Consider the following 15,530-nt stretch of genomic DNA (forward strand, 5'->3'; position numbering starts at 1 on the left):
TCAGCCTCCTTGGTTGGCACGGTTGGATGAGATGAGCAGCCAGAGCAGGAAGGGTGCACCCAAGGCTCCGGTGACCACTCCCACGGGCAATGAAATTCCGGGAATGGCATTGACGGCGGCAAAGTTGGCTGCCAGGACAATGGCGGCGCCCACCAACGCCGCCAGGTGAAGGCTTGCCACCCCCCCATTGAGTCGTTTGGCGATGGGGCCGGAGAGGAAGGCCACGAAGGCGATGGGGCCGGCCGCGGCAGTAGGCAGGGCGGCCAGAAGCACGCCAACAATGGTCAGCAGCAACCGGGCGCGCGGGACGTTGAAACCCAGCCCGGAGGCGGTGTCATCACCGAGCGTCAAGCCGTGTAGCTGATGGGACCCGGCCGCTGTCAGGGGTAGCAGGAACAAAAGGGCGACGGCCAGGATGGCCACCCGTTCCCAGTTGGCGGAGTTCAGCGAACCGCTCAGCCACACCATGGCGTCCTGGGCGTTGCGCAGGTCCGCCCGGGAGAGCAGGAACGTGACGGCCGCCTGCATGAACGCGGCGGCGCCGATGCCAATCAGGATCAGACCGGTCCCGCCGCGTCCCCGGGCCAACACTGTGATGAGCAGGGCCACCACGAGGGCACCGATGATTGCCGCCACGGAAACCCCGGCGCCACGCACACCAAAGAGCACCACGGCGGCCACGGCTGTGGCGCTGGCCCCGTAGCTTATGCCAATGATGTCGGGGCTGGCCAGCGGGTTGCGCAACATTGACTGGAAGATGGCGCCGGCCACGCCGAAAGAGGCGCCGGCCAGCAGGCCCAACAGAGCCTGTGGCAGCTTGGTTTCCATGACGATGAAACTGGCACCGGGGATGGTCCGCCCGCCCAACATGGCCAGGAAGTCGGGGATGGTGACCGTGTAGCTGCCCAGCAGGATGTTCACGGTCAGGAGAGCAAACACGAGGGCGCCCAAGGATCCGGTGATAAGGGCCCGACGGCGGCGGGGTCCCTTGCGTTGGGCCCGCACCGAAGCTCCGGTGGCGGGGGCGGCACCGGTGGCGGTCTCCAGAACGCTCATAGCTCTGCCTGCTTTCCGCGGCGCACCACGGCGATGAAGACGGGGGCGCCCAGCATGGCCGCCAGGATGCTGGCCGGCACCTCACTGGGGAGCAGGATGACCCGGCCCACCAGATCGGCCAGCAGCAAGACGGCCGGAGCCACCACGAGGGACAGCGGCAGCAGCCAGCGGTAGTCCGGCCCTACCAGGCCGCGGAGCAGGTGCGGGACCACCAGGCCGATGAACGCGATGGGCCCGGCGAGTGCCGTCGCTGAACCACACAGCAACACAATGCCCAGCGCGGAGATCGCACGGCCAAGCCCGGGACGCTGGCCCAGTCCGCGGGCCATGTCATCACCCAGGGCCAGGATGTTCAAAAGCTTGCCGGTGACCAGCAAGAGAAGGATCCCCATCACAACAAAGGGCAGCACCGCAACGATGGACTGCCACGACTTGCCAGCCAGGCCCCCCACCTGCCAGGTCCTGAACAAGTCCAGCGACTGCTGGCTGCTAACGAGCATGGCGCTCGTGAGCGATCCCAGGCCGGCGGTGATCGCGGCCCCGGCCAGGGCCAGTTTCACGGGGGTGGCGCCGCTGCGGCCCAGGCTGGCCACCGCATACACCGCGACGGCGGCGACGGCGCTGCCCGCAAAAGCGAACCACAGGTAGTTGGAGACGGTGGCGGCGCCAAAGAAGAAGATGCCGGCCACCACGGCCAGCGAGGCCCCCGCATTGACGCCCAGGATGCCGGGATCGGCCAGCGGGTTGCGTGCCACGCCCTGCATTGAGGTCCCGGCCAGACCCAGCGAGCACCCCACCACCAATCCGGCCACGGTGCGCACCAGGCGCGAACGGACCACGGCGTGGTCGCCGTTGGCGGGCTCAAAGTTGAACAGCGCATCCAGCACGGTGGGCGGGGAAACATTGCGTGCGCCAACGGCGAGGGACACCAGGCAAATGGCTGCAAGGCTGGCCACAAGGATCAGCAGCCACATGAGCCGCCTACGGTTAGTGAATCCCTTGGTCGGTGCTTTTGCGGGCGTTCCGCTTCCACGTGCGACCCCGGCGTCCGCGAGGGAAGGCATTGAGGCCGGCGACGGCGTCGTGCTTTCCCTCGCAGTTGCGGGTGCAGTTCTCATGAAGCTATCCTCTATGCCTTGTCCGCGGCGGCGGCCAGCTGGGGCAGGAAGGCGTCCAGCGCCCATGGCAGGCTCAGGGGGGAGGACGCTGAAATTGCCAGGGTCAGGGCCTGGTTGGAATCGGCCAAGAAGGCGCCCTTTTTCACGGCCGGGATCTGTCCCAGCAGTGGGTCTGCCACGATCGAGTCCTTGGTCTTGGCATCAGGGACCCAGCTGACAAACACCTGCGATTCCAGCTCGTTGGCCTTCTCCGCGGACCATTGCACGTAGAAGCCGTCAGCGCCCTTCTCGGCGGCCACCACCACCGGAGCCAGGACCATGCCGAGGCTGGCCAGGAACTTGGGCCGGTTATCGGCGGAGGTGTACACGTTCACGCCGTCGCTCTTGGACGGCTCAAGGTTGCCGTAGATGAAGCTCTTCCCAGCAATCTGCGGGTACTTTGCCCCCTGGTCCTTGACTGTCTTCTCGGTGGCGGCGATCAGCTCGGTGGCGGCCTGCGACCTGCCCAGCGCGGCACCGATCATGGTGGTGGACTCCTGCCAAGAGGTGCCGTAAGCGGACTTCGGGAAGGCGATTACGGGGGCGATCTTGCTCAACTTGTCATAGTCTTCCTGGCTCAGGCCCGAGTAGGCGGCCAGGATGATGTCCGGGTTGGTCTTGGCGAGCTCAGTGAAGTTCACCCCGTCCACCTCGGAGTACTGGGCGGGGCCCTTGGCGGTGCCAATGGCGGCGCCCGCCCTCTCCAGGGCGGCGTCCTTCCATGCTGTGGAAGAGTTCTCGTTGCCACCGTATTCGTTCTTGGGCATGCCCACGGGGATCACACCCAGGGCTATGGCGACGTCGTCATTGACCCAGGAGATGGTGGCGACCCTCTGTGGGGCCGAGCTAATGACGGTTTCGCCGTACACATGTTTGACGGTGACGGGGAAGGAATCGGCCGCGGCCTGTGAAGGTGCCGGAGCCGATCCGCCGACGGTGCCCGTTGAGCACCCCGCCAAGGCCACCCCGAGTGCTGACACCGATGCGAACAGGCCCACCTTCAGGCCCTGGCGACGAGAGAATTCCATAATGCTTCCTAACGGTGATACCAAGGTAACGCTTGCCTTAGTTATGCAAGCCTTAGCTACCCTATCGGATCATTCACCCATTAGAGAACATTTCATTGCCCTATTTGACACTTTTCACAAAAGTGTCAGTGCTTAGGGTGTTGGGTACTCAAGATCCCATGCCCGGAACCCCTGCCGCTGACGCTTTTTTGCCCGCTCCGGGCCTGGTCGGCGACGTTCTCCTCGTCCAGTCGGTCAAAGATCAGTTAACGCACAACCAGTCCGCAATCCGCCAACCTCTGCACCACATGGGACAAACGAGGCAGGGAGGCGCTGGTGCGCGCGACCAACTCACTCATAGCCTGAACTTTCCACGCCGGGCCTGTCCAGACCCTAGGCTGTCCAGGCCGGGCGTGGGGCAATCAGGCATCGACGGGGCGCGTGGGTGCCGTGCCGTGCCCAAATGGCCGTCCACCGAGAGCTTCGCGCCCGTGCGCACTCACCCAGCCGGAGGTGTCCGGGCCCTTGGGTACGATTTGCGTGGGGTTCAAGTCCTCATGGACCACGTAGTAGTGCTTTTTGATCTGCTCAAAGTCCACGGTGTCGCCAAAGCCCGTTGTCTGAAACAAATCCCGGGCGTACGCCCAAAGGACAGGCATTTCGGTGAGCTTGCTCCGGTTGCATTTGAAGTGGCCATGGTAGACGGCGTCAAAGCGGACCAGCGTGGTGAACAGCCGGACATCGGCCTCCGTGATGAACTCCCCCATCAGGTACCGCTGCCCGGCCAGCCGTTCCGTCAACCAGTCCAGGGCAGCAAAGAGGCGGTCGTAGGCGTCATCATAGGCCTCCTGGCTGCCGGCAAAACCGCAGCGGTACACGCCGTTGTTGACCTCGGTGAAGATGCGCTTATTCACCGCGGTCATCTCCTCGCGCAGCTCCTCCGGGTACAAGTCTGGTGCACCGTGGCGGTGGAATTGCTTCCATTCCGTGGAGAAGTCGAGGGTGATCTGCGGGAAGTTGTTGGTGACCACGGCCCCGCTGGGCACATCAACAATGGCGGGGACGGTGACGCCTCGGGGGTAGCCGGGCGTCCGCTTGAAGTACGCCTCCTGGAGCCGTTCAATACCCAGGACCGGGTCCGCGCCTCCGGGATCAAGGTCAAAGGTCCAGGAACGTGCGTCGTGGGTGGGCCCGCACACGCCGATGGAAATGGCGTCTTCTAAGCCCAGCAGCCGGCGCACAATGGTGGAGCGGTGCGCCCACGGACAGGCCCGGGCCACGACGAGGCGGTAGCGGCCTGCCTCCACGGGGTAGCCGTCTGCCCCATCCCGGGTGATCCGGGTTTCAATGTAGTGGGTGTCCCGCGTGTATTCCTTACCCGTGACGTAGGAGCCCTTGGTGCTGAATTCGCTGCCCTGAATATCCATGTTGCTAGCCTAGTCTTCCGGTCTGAAGGAGTCCCGGTGACCACAGGAATTGAGGCAAATGCTGAACCTGCTATACAAGCACGTAAGGCACTGGTGCGGCGCCTTTGCCACTAATAAGCCCTATTTGACCGTTACGGACCAGCCACAAGAAAATCGTAATGGTTTATGATCGAAAGGCACCAGGAGAATGTCACCGACAGTGAGGACCTTTCCATGGCGACATCAGAAGTCAGTACCGGCTCGGCACACCAAACCATCAGCCACGCCGGGAATGCGATGGTGGAATTCTTGGATGTCAGCAAGGCATACCAGTTAGCAGCGCCGGCGGTGGACCAACTGACCCTGAGCATCGAGACTGGCAAAATCACCGTTTTTGTGGGCCCGTCGGGCTGCGGCAAGACCACCTCGCTGCGCATGATCAACCGCATGGTGGAACCCACCTCCGGAACCATCACCGTGGGCGGCCGTGATGTCAGCACCATCCCCGCCCCCGAGCTTCGCCGTTCCATGGGGTACGTGATGCAGTCTGCCGGGCTGCTGCCGCACCGCACGGTCCTTGACAATGTGGCCACCGTGCTGCGCTTGAACAAGGTACCGCGCACCAAGGCCCACCACCGTGCCCGGGAGCTGCTGGACACTGTGGGCTTGTCCAGCGCAATGGGCAAACGCTACCCCAGCCAGCTCTCCGGCGGCCAGCAGCAGCGCGTGGGCGTTGCCCGGGCACTGGCTGCCGACCCTCCCGTGCTGCTGATGGATGAGCCCTTTTCCGCTGTGGATCCTGTGGTCCGTGCCGAGCTCCAGCAGGAGTTGTTGCGATTGCAGCGCGACCTGGCCAAGACCATCATCTTTGTCACGCACGACATCGACGAGGCAACCCTGCTTGGCGACAAAGTGGCCGTGTTTGCCACCGGCGGCCGCGTGGCTCAATACGCAGCCCCCGAGGAAATCCTGCGAGCGCCGGTGGATGACTTTGTGGCAGCTTTTGTGGGCCGGGACCGCGGGTTCCGGCACCTGTCCTTCAGCCCCGGGGATTCCGTCCCGATCCACCCCGCACCCCTGGCCTCCGGAACTGCGAGCAGCGCGGTGGGCGGTGATTCTGTCAGCTGGCGCTTGTCCGTGGACGGCGCCGGACGGCCGCTGGGCTGGTTGGCCCAGGGCTCGGCAGTGTTGGTCCCCGGGGGTTCCCTCTTCCACGCGGGGGACCCGCTCCGCAATGCCCTGGATGCCGCTTTGTCCTCCCCCTCGGGTTTGGGCGTGGCCGTGGATGGCAGCGGGGCCGTGGCCGGGGTGGTCAAGGCGCCCGAGGTGCTGGCCGCCATCGACGCCGCCCGTGAAAGCCGGCTCTAGTGCAGTGGTTCCTGGAAAACCGCGGACAAGTGTTCAATCTTGCCGGCTACCACCTGCTCCAGGCGGTAGTGCCGCTGGTGCTCAGCGTCGTCGTCGCCGTTCCACTGGCCCAACTTGCCAGGCTGAACAAGGTGCTGGGCGGGGCCATCCTTTCGGTGGGTTCACTGCTGTACACCATCCCGTCGCTGGCGTTGTTTGTCATCCTGCCCACCATCTTGGGTACCAAGATCCTCGACTTCGCCAATATCATTGTGGCCTTGACCATCTACGCCGTAGCACTGCTGGTCCGCTCCACCCTGGACGCCCTGAACTCGGTGGATGACGGCGTCCGGGCGGCCGCAACCGCCATGGGGTTCAAACCGGTGCAACGGTTTTTGATCGTTGACCTGCCCTTGTCGGTGCCTGTCCTGTTTGCCGGGCTGCGCGTGATCTCGGTCAGTAACATCTCCCTGGTCACCGTTGGTGCACTGCTCGGTATCCCCAGCCTGGGATTCTTCTTCACCGACGGGCTGCAACGGAACTTCCCCACCGAGATCGTTGTGGGCATCGTGGGCACCCTGGTGTTGGCACTGCTGATGGATGTTCTCCTGGTGCTGCTGCAACGGCTCCTGACCCCGTGGCTGCGAGCCGACAAGGCCCGCACGCGCTCCGCTAGTACTACGGCGGTGCCCGCGTGAGCCTGCCGCGCACCGCGCTCCCCGCCACCACCTATACGAGTTCAAGCCCGTTCAGCCAAGGCTGGCAATGGCTCACCGACCCGACAAATTGGCAAGGTCCCGCCGGTATTCCCGTTCGGATTTTCGAACACCTAGGCTACTCCGGCCTGACACTGCTGATCTCCGTGGCCATTGCCGTGCCCATCGGACTGTACGTGGGGCACACCGGCCGCGGACGCGTCGTCGTGGTTTCCTTGGCGGGCATGCTGCGAGCCCTGCCAACCCTGGGCATCATGACCCTCTTTGCGTTGATCGCCACGTCAACACTGTCGCTCATGCCCGCCATCTGGTCACTGGTGCTGCTTGCGGTGCCGCCAATCCTGACGGGCACCTACGCGGGGATTGCCGCCGTTGACCGCGAGATTGTGGATGCCGCGCGCGGGGTGGGCATGACCGAACGCCAGCTGCTGTTCCGCGTGGAGGTCCCCAACGGGCTGGCGGTCATGCTGGGCGGATTCCGTTCCGCGGTGCTGCAGGTCATTGCTACTGTGGCCGTGGTCGCCTTCATCAGCTTAGGCGGGCTGGGCAGGTACATCATTGATGGATTGGCGGTGCAGGACTACGGTCAAGTACTAGGCGGCGCTGTGATCATCGCAGCCGTGGCGATTGTGATTGACGGCCTGCTAGCGTTGCTGCAACGCGTGGTGGTTTCACCTGGCTTGAAAGAACCCTCGATTTCTGAAATTGCACTTAATTCCACAGGAGGAAACCCATGAACAACACTTCCCTTACCACCCGTCGCACGTTTATTGGTGCCGCCGCGGGTCTGTCGGTGCTACTGGCCGTAACCGCTTGCAGCGGCAGTAACCCGCTGAGCAGTGACTCCTCAAGTGCCGCCAGTGGCGGGCCCGTGGTGGTGGGCTCGGCCAACTTCCCCGAAAACGCCATCATCGCCGAGATTTATGCCGGGGCCCTGAACGCCGCCGGGGTCACCTCCACCACCAAGCTCAACATTGGCGCCCGCGAGGTGTATATCAAGGCCATCAAGGACGGCTCGGTGGACGTTGTGCCCGACTACAGCGGGAACCTGCTCGGATTTGTGGACCCCACCAACACGGTGACCGACCCCGAAGGTATTGTGGCTGCCTTGCCGGCCAAACTGCCCGCTGGCCTGGCCGTGTTGAATGCTTCCTCGGCGGAGGACAAGGACGCCATGGTGGTCACGGCGGGGACCGCTGCGAAGTACGGGAACCTGAAAACCATTGAGGACCTGGCGAAGGTCTGCGACCAGCTGACGCTAGGCGCCCCGCCCGAGTTCAAGACCCGCCCCTACGGGCTTCCCGGTCTGGCCAAGATTTACAACTGCGTGCCTAAGGCGTTCACCCCCGTCAGCGACGGCGGAGGACCGCTGACTGTCAAGGCGCTGCTAAACGATGAGATCCAGGTGGCGGACATCTTCACCACCTCCCCAGCCATCCCGGCCAACAACCTGGTGGTGCTAGAAGATCCCCTGCACAACTGGCTGGCCCAGCAGGTCCTCCCCCTAGTCAAGACCGAGCGCATCAACGATGCGGCGAAGACCGCGCTGAACGACGTTTCAGCAAAGCTGACCACCGCGGACCTGATCTCCCTGCGCGACCAGGTGGAGGGAGATCAGAAGATGGATCCCAAGGTTGCCGCCACCGCGTGGCTGAAGGATAAGGGCATCACCAACTAGGGAGTTCCCATGGATAGCGGCATTGAAACCGTTGACGTTATTGTGGTTGGCATGGGGCCCGGTGGGGAGGCGGTGGCCGGGGAACTGGCCGACGCCGGGCTGAAGGTGGTGGGCGTGGAGGCCCGCTTGGTGGGCGGCGAGTGCCCCTACTATGGCTGTATTCCGTCCAAGATGATGATTCGGGCCGCCAACGTTTTGGCGGAGGCCCGCCGGATCCAGGAATTGGCCGGAAGCGTCAGCGTCGTCCCCGACTTTTCCTTGGTTGCCCGGCGCATCCGGGCGGAGGCAACCGACGACTGGGATGACACCGTCGCCGCCAAACGCTTCACGGACAAGGGCGGGCTGCTGGTGCGCGGCACGGGACGGCTCAGTGGACCGCGTCAGGTCACCGTTCGCCGCAGTGACGGAGGTGAGAGCATCTTCGCGGCCCGCCGCGCCGTGGTGCTCAACCCTGGCACCAACCCCGCCGTGCCGCCCGTTCCGGGGCTGACCGGAACCCCCTTTTGGACTAACCGTGAGGCCATGGCGACCACGGCGGCCCCGGCGTCGTTGGCCATCATCGGCGGCGGTCCCATCGGTGCGGAGTTGGCGCAGATGTTTGCCCGCTTCGGCACCCATGTCACCGTGGTGGTGCGCGGGCCGGTACTGCTTCCCCGTGAGGAACCGGAGGCCTCGGCGCTGCTCGCCGAGGTGTTTGACAGCGAAGGGATCAGGGTCCTCTTCAACACCAACGTCACCGGCGTGCGGCACTCCGACGCCGGTTTCAGCCTGGAGCTTTCCGACCCAGGGACACCGGAGCTTGTTGCGGAGCGGCTTCTGGTCGCGACGGGGCGCGCCACCACCTTGGATGCTCTGAAACTGGAACAAGCGGGCATCGACTGGGACGGGAAGATACCCCCGGCCGTTGATGGGCAGCTGCAACTCACGGACGGGCTGTATCTGATTGGCGACGCGGTGGGTGCCGGGGCGTTTACGCACATGTCCATGTACCAGGCGAACATTGTGGCCGGACACATCCTGGGCCCGGGCATTGTGGGCGGGGACCGGGGAACCACCGCATCCCATGCGGTACCCCGGGTGACCTTCACGGACCCGGAGATCGGGTCCGTGGGGCTGAGCGAGCACCAGGCCCGGGCCGCCGGCCTGGAGATCAGGGTGGGGATCACCTTGCTGGCGGACTCCACGCGCGGTTGGATCCACAAGGCCGGCAACCAGGGCTTCATCAAGGTGGTCGAGGACGCCGGATCCGGGGTCCTCGTGGGGGCATCATCGGTGGGTCCCTGCGGCGGTGAGGTGCTCTCGCTGCTGGCCCTAGCCGTTCACGCGCGCGTCCCCGTGTCCACCTTGAAAACCATGATCTACGCCTACCCCACGTTCCACCGGGCCATCGAATCGGACCTGGCATCACTCCACTAACCGTTGAGGGGACACATCACCCCCCCAATCACAAGGGTCTCCTTAGGCTTCGGTGGGGGTGATGTGTCCCCTCAACGAGAGGGTTAGGCAGCCAGGATGGCCCTGCGCACGGCCGCACTTAGCTGCATGCCGCGCCCGGCCGTGCCGCCTTCCTCATTCCAGGCCGGCACGTAGCCGAAGCCGACCCCATACAGGGGATCGGCAAATCCCAGGGCGGCATTGGCGCCGTCGTGCCCGAACGCCTGAGCACTGCCAAAGTCCATCCGGGGGTGGGCCTTCATGAAGGTCAGGGCAAAGGCTCCGGTGTCGCAGAAAACCCTGTCCAGGCCCCAGACCTGCTCCTGGCTCATAGTCGCAACGGTTTCCGGGCTTAGATAGGCCGGCACACCCTCCACCCCCGTGATGGCACCGGCATAGACGCGGGCTAAGCCGTCGGCGGAGCCCACCCCGGCGCCGCTGCAGCTGCCGGCCGCGCGAACGCTGCGCAGATTGGGCAGTTCCAACAGATTCCCCGCCTGGACGTTGCCCGAAACCCCTGCCAGGGAGCCCGGGTCTAGGAACCCTGGCATGGCCTGTTCGGCAAAGCGGACAGGGCGGAAGCGCGGCTCCAGGGACTCGGGCAGGCCAAGGAACATGTCGGCGGCGTAGGGGAGGCGGATCCGCCGATCGTACACGTCCTGCAAACGCTCTCCGATGACCCGGTGGCACAGCTCCTCCAGGAACACGCCCATGGTCAGCGCGTGGTAGCCAAAGGTGCCGCTGCCTGGACGCCACAGCGGGGCCATGTCGGCCAGCCGCTGCGCCACGGCGGGGAGGTCGTTATAGTCCTCCATGGCGAAGCCACCCTGCACACCCACCAGACCCCCTTGGTGCGACAACAACTGGCGCACGGTGATGGCGCCCTTGCCCTGGCGGGCAAACTCCGGCCAGTACGTGGCCACGGTGTCGTCCACGTCAATGAGCCCGTCCTGCACCAACAGACTGAACGCGAGGGCAGCCACGCCCTTGGAACAGGAAAACACGCCCGTCACCGAGTCCGCGGCCGAATCCGGCCCGCCCACCAGCTCCACCACCTTCTCCCCGTGGCGGTAGACCGCCAGCTGCGCGCTATAGCCGGGATCGGCGTCGAGCATGGAATCAAAAAGCTCACGGACACTGGCAAACTGTTCGGCTGCAAAGTTCATAAGACCACTTTAGGGAACAAGCGCCTCCAAGGGGATCTGTGACGGCGACGCAAGCCGGTTAGGCTTTCCCTCAACAGAAGAAAACCCCCGCGAACCCCAGCCCTCCCGTGGAAGGTCAGCCCCTCATGCATGACAAGCAAAGCTTGATTGAAAACCGGCTCAAACGAGTGCTGGTAGAGCGGATCGCCCCTGCCATCCACACACCCCTCGCTCCACTGAAGCTCACCGCCTGGCATGTGCAGGGCGGGCAGGGCGAACCCGTGGCACCCGCAATAGCCCTGGCCGGCGACGAACGCTATGAGCCCTTCAGCGTTGGTCAGCAATGGGGGCCCGCGTGGGGCACCAGCTGGATCCGCCTCACGGGCACGGTTCCGCCCGAGGCGCGCGGGCACAAGGTGGAGCTGGTGGTGGACCTTGGTTTCAGCCAGTCCTGGCCGGGCTTCCAGGCCGAAGGCCTGGTTTACCGCCCCGACGGCACGGCCGTGAAGGCCCTGAACCCGCTCAACACCTGGGTTCTTGTGTCGCAGAAGGCGCAGGGCCGGGAGGAAATTGAGCTGTACGTGGAGGCGGCCGCGAACCCGTTTGTGTTCACCGACAACCCCTTCCTCCCCACTCAGCTGGGCGAGAAGTTCACGGCCGGGGAGGCCCCGCGCTACACCATGGCCCGCGCAGACATCAACATTTTCAACACCGAGGTGTGGGAGCTGGTGCAGGACCTTGAAGTGCTGGAGCAGCTGGCAGCGGAGCTGGATCCGGGCAATCCGCGCCGCTGGGACATCCTGTACGCCGTGGAACGCGCGCTCGACGCCGTCTGCCTCACCGACATACCCGGAACCGCCGCCGCGGGGCGGGCCGAACTGGCGCACGTGCTGGCCCAACCGGCCAATGCCAGTGCACACCAAATCACGGCCATTGGCCACGCGCACATCGACTCGGCCTGGCTATGGCCGGTGCGCGAGACGGTGCGCAAGGTGGCCCGCACCACCTCCAACGTGGTGAATTTGCTGGCCGAAAACCCCGAGTTCCAGTTCGTCATGTCCTCAGCCCAACAGTACGAATGGCTCAAGGAGCAGCGCCCCGAGGTGTTCGCGCGAGTCAAGGAGGCCGTGGCGGCGGGCCGGTTCATCCCGGTGGGGGGCATGTGGGTGGAATCGGACACCAACATGGTGGGCTCGGAGGCTATGGCCCGGCAATTCAGCTACGGGCAGCGCTTTTTCCGTGAGAATTTCGGCATGCAGTGCCAGGAGGTGTGGTTGCCGGATTCCTTTGGCTACTCCGCCGCGCTGCCGCAGATCGTCAAGCAGGCAGGCGCCAAGTGGTTCCTGACCCAGAAGATCTCCTGGAACACGGTGAACAAGTTCCCGCACCACACTTTCAACTGGGAGGGGATTGACGGCACGCGCGTATTTACGCACTTCCCGCCGGTCGACACGTATAACTCCCAGCTCGCCGGTGCGGAGCTGGCGCACGCCGTGCGGAACTTCCGAGATAAGGGCGCGGCGAAGAATTCGCTGGTGCCCTTTGGCTGGGGCGACGGCGGCGGCGGGCCCACGCGCGAGATGCTCGCTCGGGCCAAGCGAACCAAGAACCTGGAGGGATCCCCGCAGGTCACGATCCAAAGCCCGGCCGAGTTCTTCACCGCGGCCGAGGCCGAATACCCCAACGCACCTGTGTGGAAGGGCGAGCTGTACCTTGAGCTGCACCGCGGCACCTACACCTCCCAGGCCCTGACCAAGCAGGGCAACCGCCGCAGCGAGCACCTGCTGCGAGAGGCCGAGCTGTGGTGCGCCACGGCCGCAGCACGGGGGCTCATCAACTACCCGTACGACGAGCTGGAGCGGATCTGGAAGCTGGTGCTGCTGAACCAGTTCCACGACATCCTCCCCGGCTCCTCCATCGCCTGGGTGCACCGCGAGGCAGCGGAACAGTATGCCCGGATTGCCGCGGACCTGGAGGAGATCATCAGCGCGGCGCTGCTCGCGCTGGCGCCGTGGGTCCAGCCGCTCGACCCCGGTACGGAGCAGGATTTCGCGAGCTCCACGCTCTTCAACGCCTCCCCCTACCCGCGCCGCGGCATCGCCCCGCTCAGCGCGGGCGTCGCTGCGCCACACGCCACTAAGGTGACGGTGGAACGTGACGGTGCCGACGTCGTCGTACACAACGGGCTCATCACCGTGCGCTTTGGGGCGGACGGGGTCATCTCCTCCATCCTGGATGTGGGGGCGGACCGCGAGCTGGTGCCGGCCGGGCAGGGCGCCAACCTGCTGCAGTTGCACGCGGACTTCCCGAACATGTGGGACGCGTGGGACATTGACGAGTTCTATAAGAACACCGTCACGGACCTCCGGGAACTGGACTCGATGGATGTCACCATGCTGGGCAACCAGCCCGAAATCACCATTAAACGTACATTCCGGAAGTCGCATATAACCCAGCGTGTGCGTATTTCCCCGGATTCGAAGGTGATCACCGTCTACAACGACGTCGACTGGCGCGAGCAGGAGACGCTACTCAAGGCCGCCTTCCCCCTCGATGTGCATGCCGACCATGCCCGTTTTGAGACCCAATACGGGCACATCCAGCGTGCAACGCACGAGAACACGTCCTGGGACAACGCCCGTTTTGAGGTGTGCGCGCACCGTTGGGTGCATGTGGGCGAGCCCGGTTTCGGTGCGGCCGTCATCAACGATTCCACCTACGGACATGATGTCTCCCGCCACCCCGGCAGCAACGGCTCCAGCTTCACCACGGTGCGGCTGTCACTGCTGCGAGGCCCGCGCTTCCCCGATCCCCAGACGGACCAGGGTCACCATTGCTTCACATACGGTTTGGTGGTGGGCGCCGAGGTGAAGGACGCCGTGTCCGCCGGTTATGCCGTGAACCTGCCGTGGCGGGGTGTGCCGGCCGGTGGGTCCGCTGTCGAACCGCTCGTCAGCACGGATTCACAGGCCGCCCTGATTGAGGCGGTCAAGCTAGCGGATGACCGCAGCGGCGATGTGATCGTCCGCCTGTACGAGCCGCTCGGCGCGAGGGCCTCGGTGACGCTTTCGGCGTCGTTCGCCGTGGCTGCCGTGGCGGAGAACAACCTGCTTGAGCAGCCGTACGACGCCGGGGCCCTCACCGTGGGTGCCGCGGACGACGCCGGCAACCGGCAGATCCGACTCACCCTGCGTCCCTTCCAGATCCTGACCTTGCGCTTGCAGAAAGGCAGCAAATGAGCCTCCCCGCCACCCGGACCAGCCCCCTGCGCTGGGGCGTGAACTACACGCCCAGCCAAAGCTGGTTCCATTCCTGGCAGGACTTTGACATTGACGCTGTCCGGGCGGATCTGGAATCCATCGCTTCCCTCGGCTTGGACCATGTGCGCATCTTCCCGTTGTGGCCACTGCTGCAGCCCAACCGCACGCTGATCCGACCACAGGGTATCGCCGATGTGGGCCGCGTGGTGGATGCCGCCGCAGAGTTCGGCCTGGACGTGTCGGTGGACGGCTTGCAGGGCCACCTCTCCAGTTTTGACTACTTGCCGTCCTGGGTCACCAGCTGGCACCGCCGCAACATCTTCACCGACCCGGAGGTGGTTGCCGCGGAGGCGCAGCTCATCACGGCGTTGGCAACCGAGGTCTCCGCCCGCCCCAACGTCCTGGGCATGACGCTGGGCAACGAGACTAACCAGTTCGCGGTGGAACGGCATCCCGAACAGCACGTGACCACGCCTGCGCAGATGGGCGAGTGGATATCGACACTGCTGGCCAGCGTACGGAACGTGTGGCCGGAGGGCATGCACCAGCACAGCTTCGACGACAACGTCTGGTTTGTGGACAGCAGCCCCGTCACGCCCACCCACGCCGCCACCTTGGGCGATGTGACCACCGTGCACTCCTGGGTGTTTGTGGCCGTGGCCCACCTGTTCCCGCAAGGCCACCCCGCCCGGACGTTGTTTGCCGACTATCTGTTGCAGCTGGCCGCAGCCTACGCCGAAGACCCGCAGCGTCCCATCTGGCTGCAGGAAATTGGCGCACCGTACCCGGTGGTACCGTTTGATGGCGCGGCCGACTTCCTCGAGCAAAGCCTGCGTCCGGTGCTGGACACCCCGAACCTGTGGGGCGTGACCTGGTGGTGTTCGCACGACGTCAGCCGGAAGCTGGCCGACTTCCCCGAGCTGGAATACACGCTGGGGTTGCTGGATTCCGAGCGCAAGGTTAAGCCGGCCGGAAAGCGCTTGGCTGAGCTGATCGCGGCTGAAAAGGTCAACCCCACAGCCCCTGCCCAACGCTCCACGGCCGTGTCCTTTGACCCGGGAGACCTCGCCACGGGGGTGGGCCGCTCGGTGGCGGACCCCGCAGGGGAGCTATTCAGGTCCTGGCTGGAACGCGCTGCCAGCGGGGAGAAGCCAACGCTTGTGCGTTCGGCAAAGACCGGCGACACCGCCTACCTGGCCGCGCGCGGGATCACGCAAGTGGTTTCCTAGCATCTGGCGACGGGCAGCGTCCTGTTCTGCGCCATGCCTGCGGCGAACACGGCGCATTTCACTGTTCTGCGCCATGCCCGCCGCGAATACGGCGC

Annotated in this window: 12 protein-coding genes; 7 read left to right on the forward strand and 5 right to left on the reverse strand. The window is 65.0% G+C overall.

Annotated elements, in window-relative coordinates; genetic code table 11:
* The 4 genes from AOC05_RS14735 to AOC05_RS14750 form a co-directional block, all read right to left on the reverse strand.
* Nucleotides 1-1,056 (reverse strand): FecCD family ABC transporter permease, encoded by a 1,056-nt coding sequence (locus AOC05_RS14735; RefSeq protein ID WP_062007880.1) that lies wholly within the window; start codon nucleotides 1,054-1,056, stop codon nucleotides 1-3.
* Nucleotides 1,053-2,120 (reverse strand): FecCD family ABC transporter permease, encoded by a 1,068-nt coding sequence (locus AOC05_RS14740; RefSeq protein WP_082358011.1) that lies wholly within the window; start codon nucleotides 2,118-2,120, stop codon nucleotides 1,053-1,055. The genes AOC05_RS14735 and AOC05_RS14740 overlap by 4 nt, the downstream gene beginning before the upstream one ends.
* Before the next feature lie 65 nt (nucleotides 2,121-2,185).
* Complete coding sequence (locus AOC05_RS14745) at nucleotides 2,186-3,241, reverse strand: ABC transporter substrate-binding protein (RefSeq protein ID WP_154606327.1); 1,056 nt, start codon at nucleotides 3,239-3,241, stop codon at nucleotides 2,186-2,188.
* A 401-nt stretch (nucleotides 3,242-3,642) separates the two neighbouring features.
* Nucleotides 3,643-4,647, reverse strand: coding sequence for a glutathione S-transferase family protein (locus AOC05_RS14750; protein ID WP_062007883.1), 1,005 nt, complete (start codon nucleotides 4,645-4,647; stop codon nucleotides 3,643-3,645).
* 276 nt (nucleotides 4,648-4,923) lie between these two features.
* Between AOC05_RS14750 and AOC05_RS14755 the strand changes: the two genes are divergently transcribed.
* Genes AOC05_RS14755 through AOC05_RS14775 form a run of 5 tightly spaced genes read left to right on the forward strand, consistent with a single transcriptional unit; the run spans nucleotide 4,924 to nucleotide 9,783 of the window.
* Complete coding sequence (locus AOC05_RS14755) at nucleotides 4,924-5,994, forward strand: ABC transporter ATP-binding protein (protein WP_062009844.1); 1,071 nt, start codon at nucleotides 4,924-4,926, stop codon at nucleotides 5,992-5,994.
* A complete protein-coding gene (locus tag AOC05_RS14760) occupies nucleotides 5,994-6,671 on the forward strand; it encodes an ABC transporter permease (RefSeq protein WP_062007884.1) in 678 nt (225 codons plus the stop codon). The genes AOC05_RS14755 and AOC05_RS14760 overlap by 1 nt, the downstream gene beginning before the upstream one ends.
* Nucleotides 6,668-7,426 (forward strand): ABC transporter permease, encoded by a 759-nt coding sequence (locus tag AOC05_RS14765; protein WP_197277835.1) that lies wholly within the window; start codon nucleotides 6,668-6,670, stop codon nucleotides 7,424-7,426. The genes AOC05_RS14760 and AOC05_RS14765 overlap by 4 nt, the downstream gene beginning before the upstream one ends.
* A complete protein-coding gene (locus tag AOC05_RS14770) occupies nucleotides 7,423-8,367 on the forward strand; it encodes an ABC transporter substrate-binding protein (protein ID WP_062007885.1) in 945 nt (314 codons plus the stop codon). Before AOC05_RS14765 ends, AOC05_RS14770 begins: the two co-directional genes overlap by 4 nt.
* A 9-nt stretch (nucleotides 8,368-8,376) precedes the next feature.
* Nucleotides 8,377-9,783 (forward strand): dihydrolipoyl dehydrogenase family protein, encoded by a 1,407-nt coding sequence (locus tag AOC05_RS14775; protein ID WP_062007886.1) that lies wholly within the window; start codon nucleotides 8,377-8,379, stop codon nucleotides 9,781-9,783.
* Nucleotides 9,784-9,866: 83 nt separating this feature from the next.
* On the opposite strand, the gene AOC05_RS14780 is transcribed toward AOC05_RS14775, so the two are convergent.
* Entirely contained in the window at nucleotides 9,867-10,967 is a 1,101-nt protein-coding gene (locus tag AOC05_RS14780; protein WP_062007887.1) for a serine hydrolase domain-containing protein, read from the reverse strand.
* A gap of 125 nt (nucleotides 10,968-11,092) precedes the next feature.
* Here AOC05_RS14780 and AOC05_RS14785 point away from each other — a divergent pair, with 125 nt between their 5' ends.
* Nucleotides 11,093-14,185: an alpha-mannosidase gene (locus tag AOC05_RS14785; RefSeq protein WP_062007888.1), complete on the forward strand. Its 3,093-nt coding sequence runs from the start codon at nucleotides 11,093-11,095 to the stop codon at nucleotides 14,183-14,185.
* The gene (locus AOC05_RS14790) at nucleotides 14,182-15,435 is read left to right on the forward strand and encodes a glycoside hydrolase 5 family protein (RefSeq protein WP_062007889.1); all 1,254 of its coding nucleotides are present in this window, start codon (nucleotides 14,182-14,184) and stop codon (nucleotides 15,433-15,435) included. Before AOC05_RS14785 ends, AOC05_RS14790 begins: the two co-directional genes overlap by 4 nt.
* Nucleotides 15,436-15,530: the final 95 nt, after the last annotated feature.

Source organism: Arthrobacter alpinus, from assembly GCF_001294625.1.
In the GTDB taxonomy this organism is placed as follows: Bacteria; Actinomycetota; Actinomycetes; order Actinomycetales; family Micrococcaceae; genus Specibacter; species Specibacter alpinus_A.